Genomic DNA, 14,042 nt, shown 5'->3' with positions numbered 1-14,042 from the left:
CTCGCTTGTGGCTTTGGTAAAGAAAATTTGAATATGATGATCTAGCTATTCAGATTTTCTGAATGTGATCGTTAGTGCCGGCCCTTTCGCGGGTAAACCCGCTCCTACCAGGGACGGCGCCGACTTTGGCAACTGTGGTGAGCCTGTGGGAGCGGGTTCACCCGCGAATAGGCCGGCACAGACCATGCGCGAAATCAGCCTCGACCGCCTCCGCACCCTGGTGGTCATCACCGACCTGGGCTCTTTTGCCGAGGCCGCCCGCCAGCTCAACCTGGCGCCGCCCACCATTAGCCTGCACATAGCCGAACTGGAGGCACGCATCGGCGCCCCGTTGCTCACCCGCGCCCGCGGCCAGGTGCGGCCCACGGCAATCGGGGAAACGTTACTGGCTCGAGCCCGCCGCCTGCTGGCCGACGCCGACCTGGCGCTGGACGAAGTACGCCGGCAGGTCGAGGGACTTACTGGTCGGGTACGCTTGGGCGCTTCGACCGGTGCCATCGCCCACTTGTTGCCGCAGGCGCTGGAGCGTTTGCGTGTGGAGCACCCAGGGATTGACGTGCAAGTGCAGGTGCAAACGTCGCAGGCTTCGCTGGCGCGCCTGCGTGAGGGCACGCTGGATATCGGCTTGGTGGCATTGCCGCAGGTAGCCGGCAAAGGGCTGGCGGTCACCCCCTGGCGGCGCGACCCGATCCTGGCCTACGTGCCGGCCGACTGGCAGCCGCCGGCCAAGGTCACGCCGGCCTGGCTGGCGCAGCGTGCGTTGATCCTCAACGACAACAGTACCCAGCTGTCGCGGGTGACCGGGGAGTGGTTCGCGGCGGCGGGGTTGTACCCCGAGCCGCGAATCGAGTTGAACTATAACGATGCGATCAAGAGCCTGGTCGGGGCCGGGTACGGGGCCACGCTATTGCCGCAAGAGGGGGAGGCAGCCGAACTGGATCGGCGCATTGCCCGCCGACCGCTGCGGCCGGGGTTGTGGCGGCAGTTGGGCATTGCCTACCGGGAAGGGCAGGTGGAGCGGGCCACGGGGTATGTGTTGCAGGCGCTGGAGCGGTTGCGCCAGTAAGGGGGCCGCACAGCGGCCCCCGACCTCAAACCCGCTCTCGCGCCCGCACCACAGTCACCGTCTCCCCACCCACCCCCCAGTTATCGGTCGGCACCTCCTCGATCACCACAAAGGTACTGGCTGGCGGCTTGCCCAGCACCTGTTGCAGCATGCGGGTGGTCTGCTCGATCAGCTGGCGCTTGTGCTCAGCGGTTACCCCTTCATCGGTCACACGAATATGCACATAAGGCATGGCTGCTTGCTCCTCTGTTCAGTGCCAGGTGCCGGCGGTGCTACCGCCATCCACCGGCAGGATTACACCGCTGACAAAGCGTGAATCGGCCAAATACAGCACTGCGTCCACCACATCCCGGGGCGAGCCGGTGCGGCCGCTGGGTGACAGCGCGCCCAGCCCCTGCACATTGCCGCCATGCAGCGGTGTGTCGATGATGCCCGGCGCCACGGCATTCACCTGCACGCCGCTGGCCGCCAACTCGAGGGCCAGGCCTTTCACCGCCTGGTTCAGGCCGCCCTTGACCAGCACCGGTAGCAGCGCCGGCACGCGGGTATCCGGTTGCAGGGCAATTGAGGCGGTGATGGCGATGATCTGCCCGTGCCCTTGCCCAGCCATGATTCGCGCTGCTTCCTGGGCCGGGTAGAAGAAGCCCTTGAGGTTGGTGCCGACCAGTGTGTCGACATCCGTTGCGCTGTAATCGGTGAACGGCTTGGCAATGAAGATGCCCGCGTTGTTGATCAGGATATCGACGCCACCAAAGCGTTGCAGGGCTGTGGCAAACAACTGCTGTGCCGTGCTTGCCTCGGCGATGTCACCCGCCACGCCGATAAAACGCGATGGATTGCCGAGGCGGGCGGCGGCCTGCTCCAGGCGGGCCTGGCTGCGGGCATTGCCGACCACGTTGTCGCCCCGCTCGAGGAAGGCCTCGGCCAAGGCGAAGCCCAGGCCGCTGGAGGCCCCGGTGATGATGACAGTGCGTGGCTTGTTCATGTGCATGATCTCCAGTGAAGTGAGCCATCGGCTCGGTGTGGCGCTACTGTAGGTCGCCACCAGCACTTGAAAAATGAGGCGCAAGGCATTTCAATCGATACACCATGTAATCAATAGAGTTGCCATGACGCGCCATTTCGATGACCTGCAACTGGGCAGCCTTGAACTGTTCTGCCTGGCCGCCGATAGCGGCAGCTTCACCGCCGCTGCCTCTGAAGCGGGTGTCACCCCGGCGGCGGTCAGCCGCAGTGTGGCGCGCTTGGAAGAGCGTCTTGGAGTGCGCCTGTTTGTCCGTACCACCCGGCAGATGCGCCTGTCCGCAGCCGGCCAGGCCTATTACCAGCAATGCCGCCAAGCGTTGGGGCAACTGGTTGAGGCCGAACGCCAGGTGGCGGGCGGGCAGCTCGAGCCGAGCGGACGCCTGCGCATCAGTGCGCCCACGCCATATGCCCATTACCGCCTGTTGCCGCTGCTGCCGCGTTTTCGCCAGCGTTACCCGAAGGTGCAAGTGGATGTGCATGTCAGCAACCGCAACGTCGACTTTGCCGAGGAGCCGTTCGACCTGGCCATTCGTGGTCGCGAGCCGGCTGATTCACGCCTGGTGGCGCGCCGCCTGGAGGATGCCGAACTGGTGGTGGTGGCTACGCCGGGCTACCTGGCCCAAGCCGGTTCGCCGCAGGTACCACACGACGTGCTGGCGCACGAGTGCATTCAATTCGAAATGCCCAGCAGCGGCCGCCGCCCGCCGTGGAGCTTTCGCCAGGCTGGCCGCCAGATAGAGATCGAAACCCAAGGTGCGTTCACCTGCCTGGGCGACTTCCTCGCCACGGTCACGCTGGTGCGCCATGGCGGTGGGTTGATGCAGGCTTACCGGTTTACCGTGCAGGACGCCCTGGCTCGTGGCGAACTGGTGGAAGTGCTCGGCGAGTTTGGCGGGACCTCGCGGCCGTTCATGCTGATCTACCCCCAGGCCCGGCACATGCCCTTGCGAGTGCGGGTGTTCATCGACTACCTGTTCGCCGAGGCCGGCCTACCGCTGGGCTGAAGCGATGCGGGGCAAGCAGGGGGCAACTATGCTTTTCCCTGCGTCGAGTCGAATGCACCTCGACGAACCTTAGGGTTTTCCAGGAGAACGCTCCATGAAATCCACGAAATGCATACCCTTGCTGGTGATCGCCTCGGTCCTCAGTTTTGCCGCACACGCAGACCCTGCGAGCAACTGTGCGGCCAAGATCAAGGAGCTTGAGGACATCCAGAAAACCGATGGCCAGGCGCTGCACGGTGGCATGGCGCACGACTACCACGAGCTATTGAAGCAGGCCAAGGCTTCGCAGGCCTCGGGCGACATGACCCAATGCCAGGCCTCGGCTGACCGGGCCAAGACCATCTACAACAAGGCGCGCGGGAAGTAGGCGAATACCTGTAGCGGCCTCTTCGCGGGTAAACCCGCTCCCACAGGTATTGCACCGGCTTTGAACCTGCTGGGGGTCCTGTGGGAGCGGTTTTACCCGCGAAGAGGCCAGCACACGGTGGCCCAACAGTCAGAACCAGCGATCGTTCTTCTTGCGCCCCCGGGTCAGCGCCGGCAGGATCAGCCCCATCAACAAGCCCGCACCGGCAATGCTGCCGCCATACACCATGTAGCGCATCATCACCTGCTTGTTCTCGTCCCCCAGGCGTGCCTGGGTATCGCGCAGCTCCGACTGGCTCTGGTCGAGTTGCTCGTTCAACGCCTTGTTGCGCGCCTCCAGTTCGTCGATCAGCTTTTTGCGTGAATCGAGCGTTTCCTGCATGCCTTGCACGCGGCTCTTCCAGCTGTCGTCGATGGTCTTCAACTGCCCGGTCAGCTCGGCGACCTGGGCGTCGAGCTGCGGCAGGCGCTCGCTCTGGCCTGGTACTGCCTGCAAGTCGTTGCTGAGGATCCACACCAAATCACCGTTCTGACCGCGCACCTGGCTGTAGTTGCCCTGGCTGCCGATCAGGGTCAGCTTCTGCCCGGACTTGAGGGTGCCGACTATGCGGTGGCCGTCGGTCGGGCCGCTGCGCACGTAGGTACTCAGGCTGTCGCTGACCCAGCGTGCATCGCTGGCAGGCTCTTCGGCGTGCACCGGTGCGGCAAGGGCCACCAGGGCGGCGATCAGGCCACCGCGCAGGGCAGGGAGGGCGGAAGCAGTGGGGCGGGAATAGGGCATGTTGGGTCTTCGCTGAAACAGGACAAAAGTAGGCCCGGTGACTGGGCCGATGAACCGGTCGGTGAGTTGACCGTCAGCGAAAGACCGTTTTTTTGTCAGCAGGTTCACAACCTGATGTCGGAAATGTCTGCAGGATGTTGCAGAACCGGCTTCACCCAAGGCACCGTAGGCGTTGGCCTGGATGCGTTCGCCATGCTCGGTCTCAAACTCTACACCGGCGGTGGCCGCAACGGCGGGCGCAGTTCGTTCGATGTGCTGCCAGTTGATAGCGATGGCCAGGCCCGTGACGAAACACCAAGGTTGGCGGCGCGGCCAAGCTGCGCGTGTTCGATACGGTACTGAAGGTGGGCGATGTGTTCCCGGCAAACCCGGTGATGGCCGCCGGTGATTCGCGGCTGTTGCCGCAGCGATTTCAACTCGCCCAAGGAGCGCTCGTGGATATTGCGTTATGACCTGAACATGGCGGCCTACGGTATTCCCGGGCTGTCGTTCATGACGCGCTACGCCAAGGGCTCCGATGCCGACTATTCCAATGCCAACGCCTTCTAGATGCGCCGCGACGCCGAGGGCAACCCGCTTACTGACCAGAAGCGCTGGGAGCGTGACATCGAGGTCAAGTACGTGGTGCAGACCGGCGTGGCCAAGGATTTGTCCCTGCGTGTGCGCCAGGCCACCACCCGAGCCACGGCGTTCGAGTCGGACCTGGACGAAGTGCGACTGATCGTGGAGTACCTGTTGTCGATTCTGTGAGTTCACCTTGGCAGCCTTCTAGTCGCCTTCGACGCGGCCGTTGTGGGAGCGGGCGTGCCCAGGGCACGCCCGCTCCCACAAGGTCCTGAACATGCCTACAAGGTGGGGCCGGACGTGGGGATTTCTTGTTATCCTCGCCGCAACAGCAGCCGCGAGTCACCCATGCCAAGACCCCGCAAGCAGGACATCAACACCCCCGACAGCAAAGCCATGATCATCGAGGCGGCACTGCGGGTCATTCGCCAGGAAGGCGCAGGCTGCGCCACCTACCGGCGCATTGCCGCCGAGGCCGGGGTGTCGCCGGGGACCATGACTTACCACTTTGCCAACATCAACGAAATCGTCGCCGCCGCGTTCGTGAAGATGGCCGATGGCATCGCTGACCAGTATTTTCGCCAGCTCAGCGAGGCCCGTGACCAGGCTCATGCCCGCGAACTGGTAGCCGACCTGATCTGTGGCGACCTTTGGAAGGCCTCGGGGCAGATGCTGCTGATCTTCGAGCTATACACCTTCGTGTCCCGCCATCCGCAATACACCTATGTGATGGACGACTGGATGGCGCGCTCGCGCCAGGCCCTGCAGATGCATTTCGAGGAGCAGACCGCACGGGCGCTGGACGCGCTGATCGAGGGGTTCACCATCCACAATGCCCTGAGCAAGACCGTGGTCAGTCGTGACGATATCCTGGCCTTGATCAAGGCCATTGCCTGACACCGCGATGGCGCTGTTTCAGGCCACTTGCAGGCGCTTTTGTTCCTGCAATGCCGACGCCAGCACGAACGCGATCGCCACCAGCAGCAAAACCGGCAGCATGGCCATGCGCAAGCCGTAGTGCTCGCCAAGAAAGCCCAGCATCGGTGGGCCGACCAGAAACGCCAGGTAGCCGGCGGTGGCTGCCAGGCGTACACGCTGGTCACTGTGATCACCGCTTTCACCGGCTGCCGAGATGGCCAGCGGGAAGCCCAGCGAGGCCCCGATGCCCCACAGCATGACTGCGGCCGCCGCCACCCACTGCACATCGCAGAACACCACCAGGGCCAGGCTTAGCGCACCGAGCAGGGCGCTGGCGCGCAGGGTGGCGGCGCGGCCGAAGCGGGTTACCACAGGAGCCCCGGCGAAGCGGCCGAGGGTCATGCCGACGGTGAATACCAGGTAGATCAGCGTGCCAGTGGCCTGGGCGAAACCGTGACCATCGATCATCAGCAGTGGCAGCCAGTCGTTGGCGGCACCTTCGGCCAGGGCCATGGCCAGCACCACAAAGCCGATCAGCAGCAGGCGGCGGTCTTTCAGCAGCGCCCACCAGGAGAAGCTCGCGTCGCTGGCGGCCTGTTGTGCGGCGGGCTGTTCGCTGGCGCGTGGGGCATGGCCGATCAACGCCAGAGTGGCCAGCGCCGATAGCACAGCCATGGCTAGCAGATGCAGGTCCAGTGGCACGTTGATGGCAGTCATGGCCATACCCACCAGCGCACCGACCAGGGTGCCAAGGCTGAAGAAGCCATGCAGGGTGGTCATGATCGGCGCATCGATCGCCCGCTCCACGGCCGCCCCTTCAATGTTCGCCGCAATGTCCGCCCAGCCCATGCCCAGGCCGAACAGCAACAAACCGGCGAAGGCACACCAGGCGCTACTCAGGTCGCTGCTGGCAGCCAGCACGCACAGCCCTGCCGACAGCCCGAGCAGACCCAGGCAGATCACCCGGTTGGCACCGAACCGGCCAATCACCCGGCCAGCACTGAGGATGCCGAGCATGGCGCCGGCGGAAAAGCCGAACAGGATCATGCCCATCTGCTCGGTTGAGGCCTGCAGCCCATCGCGCAGGGCAGGGGTGCGGGTTACCCAGGTGGCCAGGGTCAGGCCGGGGAGCAGGAACAGCAGGTAGAGCGCGTAACGCGCCCATCGGGTGACGAGGGAGGGCATGGTGGGGCTCGCAGCAATTTAGGGTCGTACGTCTGTACGGTAAAATCGTACGGGCGTACGAAGCTGTGGTCAATGCTCGTCGGGCAGTGGCAGGTCAGGTGGTCCGAAGGTTCCAATGTGCATGGCGCGAGGGGCTAGACTCAAAAGCTCACACTCGTTCATGGAGCAGGACCATGACTGCCAAGAACACCATCTGCCTCTGGTACGACAATGATGCCGAGGAAGCAGCGAACTTCTATGCCAGCGTTTTCCCTGATAGCAAAGTGCTTGCCGTGCACCAGGCGCCCGGTGATTACCCCTCTGGCAAGCAAGGTGACGTGATTACAGTGGAGTTCACCGTCATGGGTATTCCCTGTGTTGGGCTCAATGGTGGCAAGGCCTTCACCCATTGCGAGGCGTTTTCGTTCCAGGTCAGCACCGAGGACCAGGCCGAGACCGACCGGTTGTGGGATGCCATCGTCAACAACGGCGGTGAGGCCAGTGTTTGCGGCTGGTGCAAGGACAAATGGGGGATTTCCTGGCAAATCACTCCGCGTATTCTCATCGAAGCTATCGGCCACTCCGACCGCGCGGCAGCCAAGCGGGCATTCGAGGCCATGATGCAGATGGGCAAGATCGATGTGGCCAGGATTGATGCGGCGTTGAAGGGCTGATGCATTGTGCTGCCTGTACTGGCCTCATCGCCGGCGGCCAATTTCCCTGGCCGTTCACCGTTGCAGCCGCCACTGCATTCGCGGGTAAACCCGCTCCTACACTGATCGGTGGTGCATGCACCTCGGTGGTTCGGCACAGCCCGTTGTAGGAGCGGGTTTACCCGCGAAGAGGCCGGGCCTGCTGGCCAATACCCCTGGCCATTCACCGTCGCAGCCGCCACCGCATTCGCGGGTGAACCCGCTCCTACATTGGTCGGGGGTGCATGCACCTCGGTGGTTCGGCACAGCCCGTTGTAGGAGCGGGTTCACCCGCGAAGAGGCCGGGCCTGCTGGCCAATATCCCTGGCCGTTCACCATCGCAGCCGCCACCGCATTCGCGGCGGTTCGACGCCTCGATAAACCCGCTCCTGCAAAGACCGCGTAATGCGGGTGCTATCTCGGTTGTTTGAGCGACAGCAACCCGCCTGCCACCACCATCCCCGCACCAATGACCAGCGCTGGCGCCAGCACCTCGCCAAACCACACCACCCCCAGCACCGAAGCGAACAGCAACAGCGCGTAGTTGAACGGCTGCAACGTCACAGCAGGTGCGTAGCGCAGGGCCTGGATCAGCAGCAGCTGTGCCAGCACGCCGGTCATCGACAGCACCAGCATCATCGCCAGTTGCCCTGGCTCAGGGGACACCCATTGCGGCAAGCCGATCGCAGTGGTCGCCACAGCGCCCCACAGGCCCATGTACAACATGTTGGTGGCAAAACCGTCAGCAGTGCTGATCTTGCGTGTAAGGATGCTGAAGAAAGCAAACATCAGCGCTGCCAGCAAGGGGATCAGCGAAGCCAGGCTGAACACCCCCAGCCCCGGCTGCAGGATGACCAGGGTGCCGGCGAAGCCGATCACTGCCGCCAGCCATTGCCGACTGCTGACCCGCTCACGCAGCAGGACACCGGCCAAGGCCAGGGTGAGCAGTGGAAAAATAGCGTAGATGGCATGCGTTTCGGCCAGGCCCAGGTAACGCAATGCCAGGCCGAAGATGATGATCTCGAACACCCCCAACAATGAACGGCACAGCTGCAGCCAAGGGTGACGACTGTTGGCAGCTACCCGCACGCCGCCGACCTTGAGCGTGGCGAAGGCGATGGCGAACAGCAGGAAAACCCAGTAGCGCACCATCACCAGCTGGGCCACGGGCAGGTCACGGACCAGGATCTTGGTGATGCCGTCCTGAGCCGCAAAGATGAACATCGACAACAGACACAACACAATGCCCAAGCGTGGGCTGGTGCTGGTGGCGCTGAGCGGTTGGGTCATGGATGTCATCGAGGATTCTCAGCGGCGGATAGCGCATGGTCGATGAAAGGTTAGTGACGCAACAGGCACCGCTACAGCGACATTTTCGCAGTCAATCCTATGACTTTTGGTTATGCCTCTGTCCCCACCTCGCTGTCTTCATGCAGTGACCAGTCGAACTGCTCGGCCAGCCAGTCACGCACCTTGCAGCAACTGGCATCGCGCGCCTTGGCCTCGCTCATGCTCAGGTAGTGCAGGGTTTCGCGGTGCACCAGGGTTTTCTCTACCGGGCGTACCAGTACCCCTTGCTCCACCAGCGGCGCGACCAGGTAGTGCCAGCCCAGCGCCACGCCCTGATGGTTTTGCGCCATTTGCAGCAGCAGGCTGAAGTCGTTGGCGTTGAACAGCAATGGCGCGTCGACGTCGCGGCGGTTGAGGTCGATGTCCTGGTAGGCGAACCAGACTTTCCAGTCCACATGTTCGGCTACCTGTGAGCGGCCGAAGGGGCTGAGGTTGAGCAGGGCGGTGTCGCGCAGGCCTTGCAGGGTGCGGATTTCGGGGTGCTGCTCCAGATAGTGCGGGGTGCACACGGGGTAGATCACGTCGCACACCAACGGCTGGCTGAAATAGCCTTGGCCGCTCTTGGCCATCTTGCAGATGAGGATGTCCGGGTTGATGCCGTTTTCCAGGGTCAGGAAGTTCTGCGTGACCACGATGCTCAAGTCGATCTCGGGGTAGGTGGCAAAGAACGCCGGCAGTTTCGGCCCCAGCCAGAAGTTGGCGAAGGCCGGCGAACAGCACAGCGTCACTTGCTGCTTGGGGCTGTCGGTATGGCGAATGCGCTCGGCGGCCTGGGCAATGTTGGTGAACGACAACTGCACCGCATCGTAGAAAATCGAGCCCGCCGGGGTCAGCTCCACGGCGCGCCCGGAGCGGTTGAACAGTTCGGCGCCCAGGTGTTCCTCCAGGTCGCGGATTTGCCGGCTGATGGCGGCCTGGGTGACGCACAGGGCCTCGGCCGCGCGGGTGAAGTTCTGGTAGCGGGCGGCGGCGACGAAGGCCTTGACCGCGCGCAGGGAAGGCATCTTGATCAGGGTCTGATCGGGTTGGGTGTGCTTGACCATACGTTTTTGTAATCAATAGGCCCTAGAAAATGTCGATGTATCGCGTTGCAGCCCTCGCCCTAGACTCAGTTGGCAAGCAGAAGGCTGCGCTGTTCATTTAAAAAGACTAATCGAATGAGCACACGCGTTAAAGCGCGATGAAGCGCATAGCGGCCTCGTTGCACCGCTGTTTTCCAGACAATAAGAACCAGGAAATCCGCAAGCCATGATGACATCGCCGTTCTCGATCCCCGCTAACGCCCGCCGTATCGACCCGTCCCGCCAACGCGCCGCTGCGCTCAAGGCCGATGGCTCGGTCGACGATAACGACCGCACCGAAATTGGCCCCACACCGCTGGCCTTCGCCGAGTGGGCCGCGCTCGGCCTGCAGGCACCGCACCTGCCGAGCATGCGCGAGTACCGCCTGCAGCGCATCCGCGAGCAACTGGTCGCCCGCGACCTGGGCGGTATCCTGCTGTTCGACCCGCTGAACATCCGCTACGCCACCGACACCACCAACATGCAATTGTGGACCACCCACAACCCGGCGCGCGCCTGTTTCGTCGCCGCCAGCGGCCATGTGGTGTTGTGGGACTTCCACGGTTGCGACCACCTTTCCGCACACTTGCCGCTGGTCAGCGAGTTGCGCAGTGGCGCTTCGTTCTTCTACTTCGAAACCGGCGACCGTACCGAGGAACACGCCCGGCGCTTCTGCGCCCAGGTCGACGAACTGCTACGCAGCCATGCCGGCAACAACCGCCGGCTGGCCGTGGACCGCATTGAAGTCGCCGGCCTGCGTGCCCTTGACGCCCTTGGCGTGCAAGTGCACAACGGCCAGGAGGTCACTGAATTCGCCCGGCTGATCAAAGGCCCCGACGAAATCCTGGCCATGCGTTGCGCGGTGGCCTCCTGTGAAGCCGCGGTTGCCGAAATGCGCCACGCCATGTGCGCCGGTGCTACCGAGAACGATGTTTGGGCGGCACTGCACAGCGGCAATATCCGCCGCGGCGGCGAGTGGATCGAAACCCGTATTCTCAGCTCCGGCCCGCGCACCAACCCCTGGTTCCAGGAGTCCGGCCCGCGGGTGCTCAGCGACGGTGACCTGCTGTCGTTCGACACCGACCTGATTGGTGTGTACGGCTTCTGCGTGGACATGTCGCGCAGCTGGATCTGCGGCGGCCTGGAGCCCACGGCCGAGCAGAAGCGCCTGTACCGCATCGCCCATGAACACATCCACGTCAACGCCGAGATGGTCAAGCCTGGTGTGCGTTTCACCGAGCTCACCCGCAATGGCCATCGCTTGCCCGAAAGCTGCCGTGCCCAGCGTTACGGCGTGATGTTCCATGGTGTGGGGCTGTGCGACGAGTACCCGAGCATTCGCTACCCGGAAGACCTTGAATCCTATGGTTACGAAGGTGAGTTGCAGCCGGGCATGGGCCTGTGTGTGGAGGCCTATGTGGGTGAAGTGGGCGGGCGTGACGGGATCAAGCTGGAGAACCAGTTGCTGGTGACCGAAGACGGGTATGAGCTGTTAACCCATTACCCGTTCGAAGAAAGCTTCCTGCGTGACTGACAAGCGCACCCATCGCCGGCAAGCCAGCACCCACAGGGATAGCGCAGCCCTAAAGGACAGCATAGAACCTGTGGGAGCTGGATTGCCGGCGATGGGCTGCGCAGCAGCCCCAGGTTCCTCTGCCTGGACCGATTAGTTGCCGCTTGCTTCGGCCTCTGTCGTTGCCACCTTCACCGCTGCCTTCTTCTCCTGCACCACAATGTAGAACTCCTCCCCATGCTTCACTGCCCCATACAACACGGCCTTTTCGATCAGCTCGTTACCGCGCAGGTGGCGCAGCATCATCGGGTCCTTGCGCAGGTCGCGGTACAGCGCCAGGCACAGCAGCACCATCACCACCACAAACGGCAGGGCCACGACGATGGTCAGGTTTTGCAGCCCGGTCAGCGCCTCGCCTGGGTCACGCGGGTCGCCGATTGCCAGCATGATCGCTGCCACCGTACCGGTCAGTGCGCCCCAGAAGATCACCGTGCGCCGTGATGGCGTGGTGGTGCCGTGCTCCGACAGTGTGCCCATCACCAGCGAGGCGGCATCGGCACCGGAGACGAAGAAGATGCCCACCAGGATCATCACCAGCACCGAGGTCGCCGAGCCCAGCGGGTAGCTGTCCAGCAACTGGTACAGCGCATGGTTGCTGTTGACCGCCCCATTGGCCAGCTGGAAGGCACCCTCACGCAGGGCGTCGATGGCTGCGCCGCCGAAAATGGTGAACCACACCAGGCTGACCAGGCTTGGCACCAACAGCACCCCAGTGACGAACTGGCGGATGGTGCGGCCGCGGCTGATGCGCGCGATGAACATGCCCACGAACGGCGTCCAGGAGATCCACCAGGCCCAGTAGAACACGGTCCAGCCGGCCAGCCAGCTGTTCATCTGCTCACCGCCGCTGGCGTTGGTGCGGGCCATCATTTCCGGCAGCATCTTGATGTAGATACCGATCGAGGTCGGCAGCAGGTTGAGCATCAGCAGGGTCGGGCCGACCATGAACACGAACACCGCCAGCACCAGTGCCAGCACCATATTGGTGTTGGACAGCCACTGGATGCCCTTGCCGATGCCCGACACCGCCGAGGTGACGAAGGCAATGGTCAGCAGGGTGATGATCGAGATGTAGAACAATTTGCCGGGGTGTGCGACCCAGCCGTTGTATTCCAGGCCGCCGGCTATCTGCAGTGCGCCCAGGCCCAGCGAGGCCGCCGAGCCGAACAGCGTGGCGAATATCGCCATCATGTCGATCAGGCGGCCGAGCGGGCCATTGGCATGCTTGCCGATCAATGGCCGGAAGGCGGCGGAAATCAACTGTGAGCGGCCACGGCGGTAGGTGCCGTAGGCAATCACCAGGCCGACGATGGCGTACATGGCCCAAGGGTGCAGGGTCCAGTGGAACAGCGTGGTGGCCATGGCCACCTGCATTGCTTCGCTGGTCTGCCCGCTGGCCGAGCCGGGCGGCGGCGACACATAGTGCGACAGGGGTTCGGCAACGCCGAAGAACATCAGGCCGATGCCCATGCCGGCGCTGAACATCATCGCCACCCAGGACACTGTGCGGAATTCTGGCTGTTCGCCATCACGGCCCAGCGGCACCCTGCCGTAACGGCTGGCGGCCAGCCATAGCACGAACACCACGAACAGTGTGGAAGTGAGGACAAAGAACCAGCCAAAGTTGAGAATGACCCAGGACTGCGCGCTGGAGGCGCTGCTGGCGAGGCTGGCCTGGTTAAGGAAGCCCCAGAGGACGAACGCGATGGCCAGGAGGCTGGTGAAACCAAAGACTATCCAGTCGAGCTTGCCCTCGAAATGCCGGTCCTGGCGGGCTTCTGCGGTTTTCGAGGGGTCGGTAACGCCAAGGTCGAGTGTTTCGGTGATGTGTTCCTTTGCCATGAATGATGAGGCCCCTTTGTGGCTTACCTGCACGCGCAGGCTTGTTGTTGTGTGGGCTACCGAGTTCGATGACGGCCTCGGCGGGGTGGATTGCTGGCGCGATTATCCTGCGCAGGAAACGCCGGCTCCTGTCCCGAATACGCCCTGGGGCGTCCATTGCGCGACTTGGCAAATACTTTTAGTTCTGGGGGCAATAGCCCTTTCTGCCTCGGCTTCTGGTACCCTGATGTGCATTACCCGGGCCCGCACATCCGAGCACCGTAGAAGCGCTGCTGCTTGTGGACCTGGCCGTACCAGGAAACGGAGATTCGTCAAAATGGCCACTGACCGTGTGAGCCTGATTCATTTCGATAAATTGAGCATGAGCCCTGCCGCTGCCGATCGGTTCCAGAAAGCCCTCGACGCGCTGGAAGCGCTCAAGCTGCAGGACCGTTACGTGTACCTCATCGCTCCTTATCTGGGTGATATCGCTGACGCCTCCGACACCGAACAACTGGCCACTGCCCTGGAGCAGGGCTTGCGCGTGGTCGACGAGCTGCTGGCCGCCAGGTCGGTGAGCAAGGTCAAGGCCGAGGAAGTGCGCCAGGTGTTCCAGGCTGCTGCTGCGCGAGCTCGAGCAGAACTGCCTGGCTGAG

At 63.3% G+C, this 14,042-nt stretch carries 14 protein-coding genes and 1 pseudogene; 8 read left to right on the top strand and 7 right to left on the bottom strand.

Annotated features, from left to right (window positions below):
* The first annotated feature begins 184 nt into the window (after positions 1–184).
* Positions 185–1,066, top strand: a complete 882-nt coding sequence (locus ACIP1G_RS13445; protein WP_400737621.1) for a LysR family transcriptional regulator — start codon at positions 185–187, stop codon at positions 1,064–1,066.
* A 25-nt stretch (positions 1,067–1,091) separates the two neighbouring features.
* On the opposite strand, the gene ACIP1G_RS13440 is transcribed toward ACIP1G_RS13445, so the two are convergent.
* Positions 1,092–1,298, bottom strand: a complete 207-nt coding sequence (locus tag ACIP1G_RS13440) for a 4-oxalocrotonate tautomerase family protein (RefSeq protein ID WP_400737618.1) — start codon at positions 1,296–1,298, stop codon at positions 1,092–1,094.
* Positions 1,299–1,316: 18 nt separating this feature from the next.
* Positions 1,317–2,051, bottom strand: a complete 735-nt coding sequence (locus ACIP1G_RS13435; protein ID WP_400737615.1) for an SDR family NAD(P)-dependent oxidoreductase — start codon at positions 2,049–2,051, stop codon at positions 1,317–1,319.
* Between the two features lie 124 nt (positions 2,052–2,175).
* On the opposite strand from ACIP1G_RS13435, the gene ACIP1G_RS13430 reads away from it, so the two are divergent.
* Both ACIP1G_RS13430 and ACIP1G_RS13425 read left to right on the top strand, forming a co-directional pair.
* Positions 2,176–3,096, top strand: a complete 921-nt coding sequence (locus ACIP1G_RS13430) for a LysR family transcriptional regulator (protein WP_400737612.1) — start codon at positions 2,176–2,178, stop codon at positions 3,094–3,096.
* Between the two features lie 94 nt (positions 3,097–3,190).
* Entirely contained in the window at positions 3,191–3,463 is a 273-nt protein-coding gene (locus tag ACIP1G_RS13425) for a hypothetical protein (RefSeq protein ID WP_400737609.1), read from the top strand.
* A gap of 129 nt (positions 3,464–3,592) precedes the next feature.
* Here the strand turns inward: ACIP1G_RS13425 and ACIP1G_RS13420 are convergent, their stop codons facing one another.
* On the bottom strand, positions 3,593–4,243 hold the full coding sequence (locus tag ACIP1G_RS13420) for a TIGR04211 family SH3 domain-containing protein (RefSeq protein ID WP_400737607.1): 651 nt from the start codon (positions 4,241–4,243) through the stop codon (positions 3,593–3,595).
* Between the two features lie 12 nt (positions 4,244–4,255).
* Between ACIP1G_RS13420 and ACIP1G_RS13415 the strand changes: the two are divergent.
* Positions 4,256–4,993, top strand: a pseudogene (locus ACIP1G_RS13415) (OprD family outer membrane porin).
* 162 nt (positions 4,994–5,155) lie between these two features.
* Entirely contained in the window at positions 5,156–5,704 is a 549-nt protein-coding gene (locus ACIP1G_RS13410; RefSeq protein WP_400737604.1) for a TetR/AcrR family transcriptional regulator, read from the top strand.
* Positions 5,705–5,722: 18 nt separating this feature from the next.
* Here ACIP1G_RS13410 and ACIP1G_RS13405 read toward each other — a convergent pair whose 3' ends face one another.
* Positions 5,723–6,910 (bottom strand): MFS transporter, encoded by a 1,188-nt coding sequence (locus tag ACIP1G_RS13405; RefSeq protein WP_400737602.1) that lies wholly within the window; start codon positions 6,908–6,910, stop codon positions 5,723–5,725.
* Between the two features lie 173 nt (positions 6,911–7,083).
* On the opposite strand from ACIP1G_RS13405, the gene ACIP1G_RS13400 reads away from it, so the two are divergent.
* Positions 7,084–7,563 carry a VOC family protein gene (locus tag ACIP1G_RS13400; RefSeq protein ID WP_400737598.1) on the top strand — a complete coding sequence of 160 codons (480 nt, stop codon included), beginning with the start codon at positions 7,084–7,086 and terminating at the stop codon, positions 7,561–7,563.
* 432 nt (positions 7,564–7,995) lie between these two features.
* On the opposite strand, the gene ACIP1G_RS13395 is transcribed toward ACIP1G_RS13400, so the two are convergent.
* Together ACIP1G_RS13395 and ACIP1G_RS13390 are read right to left on the bottom strand one after the other, a co-directional pair.
* Positions 7,996–8,871: a DMT family transporter gene (locus ACIP1G_RS13395; RefSeq protein ID WP_400737595.1), complete on the bottom strand. Its 876-nt coding sequence runs from the start codon at positions 8,869–8,871 to the stop codon at positions 7,996–7,998.
* A 110-nt stretch (positions 8,872–8,981) separates the two neighbouring features.
* The gene (locus tag ACIP1G_RS13390; RefSeq protein WP_400737593.1) at positions 8,982–9,974 is read right to left on the bottom strand and encodes a LysR family transcriptional regulator; all 993 of its coding nucleotides are present in this window, start codon (positions 9,972–9,974) and stop codon (positions 8,982–8,984) included.
* Between the two features lie 205 nt (positions 9,975–10,179).
* On the opposite strand from ACIP1G_RS13390, the gene dddP reads away from it, so the two are divergent.
* Entirely contained in the window at positions 10,180–11,526 is a 1,347-nt protein-coding gene (gene dddP, locus ACIP1G_RS13385) for a dimethylsulfonioproprionate lyase DddP (protein WP_400737590.1), read from the top strand.
* Between the two features lie 132 nt (positions 11,527–11,658).
* On the opposite strand, the gene ACIP1G_RS13380 is transcribed toward dddP, so the two are convergent.
* Positions 11,659–13,407 (bottom strand): BCCT family transporter, encoded by a 1,749-nt coding sequence (locus ACIP1G_RS13380; protein ID WP_400737587.1) that lies wholly within the window; start codon positions 13,405–13,407, stop codon positions 11,659–11,661.
* Positions 13,408–13,723: 316 nt separating this feature from the next.
* Between ACIP1G_RS13380 and ACIP1G_RS13375 the strand changes: the two genes are divergently transcribed.
* A complete protein-coding gene (locus tag ACIP1G_RS13375) occupies positions 13,724–14,041 on the top strand; it encodes a hypothetical protein (protein WP_400737585.1) in 318 nt (105 codons plus the stop codon).
* Position 14,042: the final 1 nt, after the last annotated feature.

Source organism: Pseudomonas sp. NPDC089392, assembly GCF_044749595.1.
Classification (GTDB): Bacteria; Pseudomonadota; Gammaproteobacteria; order Pseudomonadales; family Pseudomonadaceae; genus Aquipseudomonas.
Note: the sequence above shows the minus strand (reverse complement) of the source record. Positions and strands in the feature narration are given on the sequence as shown.

Bases quoted from the DNA above. Each gene is read 5' to 3' on its own strand.
- ACIP1G_RS13440 (WP_400737618.1), bottom strand. From the start codon at position 1,298: ATGCCTTATGTGCATATTCGTGTGACCGATGAAGGGGTAACCGCTGAG.
- ACIP1G_RS13445 (WP_400737621.1), top strand. From the start codon at position 185: ATGCGCGAAATCAGCCTCGACCGCCTCCGCACCCTGGTGGTCATCACC.
- ACIP1G_RS13430 (WP_400737612.1), top strand. From the start codon at position 2,176: ATGACGCGCCATTTCGATGACCTGCAACTGGGCAGCCTTGAACTGTTC.
- ACIP1G_RS13410 (WP_400737604.1), top strand. From the start codon at position 5,156: ATGCCAAGACCCCGCAAGCAGGACATCAACACCCCCGACAGCAAAGCC.
- ACIP1G_RS13435 (WP_400737615.1), bottom strand. From the start codon at position 2,051: ATGAACAAGCCACGCACTGTCATCATCACCGGGGCCTCCAGCGGCCTG.
- ACIP1G_RS13380 (WP_400737587.1), bottom strand. From the start codon at position 13,407: ATGGCAAAGGAACACATCACCGAAACACTCGACCTTGGCGTTACCGAC.
- ACIP1G_RS13400 (WP_400737598.1), top strand. From the start codon at position 7,084: ATGACTGCCAAGAACACCATCTGCCTCTGGTACGACAATGATGCCGAG.
- ACIP1G_RS13395 (WP_400737595.1), bottom strand. From the start codon at position 8,871: ATGACCCAACCGCTCAGCGCCACCAGCACCAGCCCACGCTTGGGCATT.
- ACIP1G_RS13425 (WP_400737609.1), top strand. From the start codon at position 3,191: ATGAAATCCACGAAATGCATACCCTTGCTGGTGATCGCCTCGGTCCTC.
- ACIP1G_RS13405 (WP_400737602.1), bottom strand. From the start codon at position 6,910: ATGCCCTCCCTCGTCACCCGATGGGCGCGTTACGCGCTCTACCTGCTG.
- ACIP1G_RS13420 (WP_400737607.1), bottom strand. From the start codon at position 4,243: ATGCCCTATTCCCGCCCCACTGCTTCCGCCCTCCCTGCCCTGCGCGGT.
- dddP (WP_400737590.1), top strand. From the start codon at position 10,180: ATGATGACATCGCCGTTCTCGATCCCCGCTAACGCCCGCCGTATCGAC.
- ACIP1G_RS13375 (WP_400737585.1), top strand. From the start codon at position 13,724: ATGGCCACTGACCGTGTGAGCCTGATTCATTTCGATAAATTGAGCATG.
- ACIP1G_RS13390 (WP_400737593.1), bottom strand. From the start codon at position 9,974: ATGGTCAAGCACACCCAACCCGATCAGACCCTGATCAAGATGCCTTCC.